This is a genomic window from Streptomyces sp. NRRL B-24572, assembly GCF_002156145.1.
Classification (GTDB): Bacteria; Actinomycetota; Actinomycetes; order Streptomycetales; family Streptomycetaceae; genus Streptomyces; species Streptomyces vietnamensis.
The window spans coordinates 1-2,504 of record NZ_MWIG01000907.1; the positions used below are offsets into that span (position 1 = coordinate 1).

Here is a 2,504-nt window from a genome sequence, read left to right on the forward strand (position 1 = left end):
CACGCGTCCGCCCCCGGCAGCTACGGAGCGCCGGGGGCGGACGCGTGTCGTGGTGCCGCCGCGAGCAGCGCCGTGGCCGTCGCCGCCGTCAGGGCGGCCGGGAGCGACCAGGCCGCCAGGGGACCGGCGGCCGCGGCCCCCAGGGCGAAGCCGGTGATCTTGAGGCTCGCGCCGGTGGTGAAGACCTGGCCGCGCAGCTGCGTCGGGGACTCCCGGTGCCGCACCGCGAACAGGGCGGTGAGCTGGGGGCCTTCGCCGAGTCCTGAGACGAGGAAGCCGGCCACGAGGGCCGCGGGGCTGCCCGTCAGGGCGAGGGCGGGGGCCGCGGCCTGGACCAGTGCCCCGGCCCGTACGAGCGCGTCGGGGGAGAGGGGGAGCGGGAAGCGGGCGAGCAGGGCGTTGGCCACGAGGGCGGAGACCGCCGCGCAGGAGAGCAGCACCGCGCCTCGACCGGCTCCGCCGAGGACCTGGCTGCCGAGGAGCGGGACGCAGGCCGTCAGCATGCCCTGGGCGACACAGGAGACCACGGACGTACGGGTCGCCCGGGCGAGACTCCGGTTCCGCAGGACGGCCCGGGTCCCGGCGACCAGGGCGCGGCCGACACCCGGGGGCTCCGGGGTGCCCGCGTGCGACGGACCCCCGGCCCGGGATTCCCGGGCCGGGGAAGTCCGCGTGGTTCGGGACCGGGAGTCCCCGGCAGGGGGAGCCTGCACGTCTCGGAACCGGGAGGCTGCCGGGGCCTGTTCGCCCGGAGCGGCCGTCCGCGGCACCCGGGCGGCGCGTGCTTCTCGTGCTCCTCGGGCCTCCGCGCCCCGCGTCGGGAGGGCCCACGCCGCCGGTGCCGCCGCGGCGATGAGGGCCGCGGACGCCACCACGGCTGTCGGTGCCCCCAGAACCTCGGCCAGGCCGCCCGCCAGCGCCGGGCCCGCCAGGGCCGCCGTCGTGAAGGTCAGCGTGTCGAGGGCGTTCGCCCGGGGGAGGCGGTCCGTCGTCGCCACCCGGGGCAGCTGGGCCGACCAGCCTCCTGAGAGGGCCGGGCCGAGGAGACCCGTGACGACCGCCGTCGCCACCGTGACGGCGAACGGAAGGCGGCCGAGCCCCAGCAGGACGAGCGTCAGGCCCGTCGCGTACAGGACGAGTGCGCAGGCGAGCAGACGGCCCGGTCTCGCCGCCCCGTCGAGGAGCGCACCGAGCACCGGTCCGCCGACCGCGGCGGAGAGGGTGATGCCGGCGAGCAGCGCCGAGGCCTCGGCGCTGGATCCGGCGAGCGCGAAGCCGGCGAGGAGCAGCGCCGGTCCGGCCGTCTCGTCCCCGATGCGGGCCACCAGCGCCCCGGTCAGATACGTGTGGGTCCGCATCCCCGGGACCGTACGGAGGTAACTCAAAACTTCGCAAGATGCGTTACATTCCCTCGGGTGTCCGCCCTCTCCGTCCTGACCACGGCCCGCCGCACCGCCGCCCTCGTCAACGTGCTCGCCGACGACCGGCCGGACCCGGGCCGCGTGGCCTCCGTGCTCCTGGAGTACGGGGAGGCAGGGCCCATAGAGCTCGGGCCCGACGAGGTCGACGAGATGCGCGTCGCCGCCGCCCTCCTGCGGGAGGTCTTCGCCGCCACGACCGTCGACGAGGCCGCCGCCGTCCTCAACAGGCTCCTGCGGGAGCACACCGGGCCGATGCGGCTCACCTCGCACGGCGGCACCGCCCCCTGGCACGCGCACATCGACGGGGACGGCGACGCGCCCTGGGCCGAGTGGCTGCTCGCCTCCTCCTGCATGGCGCTCGCCGTCCTCGTCTGGGACCTCCAGCGCCCGCCCGGCAGGACCTGCGCCTCGGGCGGCTGCCGGAACGTCTTCGTCGCGCAGGGCAGCGGGCCGGAGCGCCGTTACTGCTCCCGGCGCTGCGCCACCCGCGAGCGGGTCGCGGCGCACCGGGGCCGGCACTCCGCCGGGGGCTCAGGCGGCGCCGCGGAGGGGCCTGCGTGAGATCGCCGCTCCGAGCAGGACGGCGATCTCCGTGAGGCCGTGGCGTTCGGCGTGGTGGAAGGCCGTGCGGCCGTACGGGTCGGGGAGTCCGGGATCGGCGCCCGATGCGAGGAGCAGGGCGACGACCTTCTGGTGGGCGCTGCCCCCGTCGCCGAGGATCACGGCCTCCAGGAGCGCGGTCCAGCCGAGCCGGTTGACGTGGTCGACGTCGATCGCGGTCTCGTGGAGCACGGCCCGGACGTACGGCACGTGGCCGCGCTCGGCGGCGGGGATCAGCGCGGTGCCGCCGTAGCGATTGGTCAGCTTCAGGTCCGGGCCCGCCGGGAGCAGGGTCCGCATCATGGCGACGCTGCCCGTGACGCCGGTGACCAGCCAGGGGCTGTCGGACCGGTCGTCCTGCGCGTTCGGGTCGGCGCCCGCGGCGAGGAGCTCCCGCGCGGCGGGGACGTGGTCGCGGAGCGCGGCCCGAAGGAGCGGGGTGCGGCGGTGCCGGTCCCGGACGTCGACGCGGGCGCCCGCGTC

Annotated in this window: 3 protein-coding genes; 1 reads left to right on the forward strand and 2 read right to left on the reverse strand. The window is 77.2% G+C overall.

The features are described 5' to 3' along the window. Positions 1-20: 20 nt before the first annotated feature. The gene (locus tag CCN56_RS38050) at positions 21-1,358 is read right to left on the reverse strand and encodes an MFS transporter (RefSeq protein ID WP_086832231.1); all 1,338 of its coding nucleotides are present in this window, start codon (positions 1,356-1,358) and stop codon (positions 21-23) included. Positions 1,359-1,415: 57 nt separating this feature from the next. Here CCN56_RS38050 and CCN56_RS38055 point away from each other — a divergent pair, with 57 nt between their 5' ends. Next, positions 1,416-1,982 (forward strand): CGNR zinc finger domain-containing protein, encoded by a 567-nt coding sequence (locus CCN56_RS38055; protein WP_179200141.1) that lies wholly within the window; start codon positions 1,416-1,418, stop codon positions 1,980-1,982. Here CCN56_RS38055 and CCN56_RS38060 read toward each other — a convergent pair. Then, a partial coding sequence (locus CCN56_RS38060; RefSeq protein ID WP_086832233.1) for an ankyrin repeat domain-containing protein occupies positions 1,953-2,504 on the reverse strand: 552 nt, incomplete at its 5' end. The genes CCN56_RS38055 and CCN56_RS38060 overlap by 30 nt on opposite strands.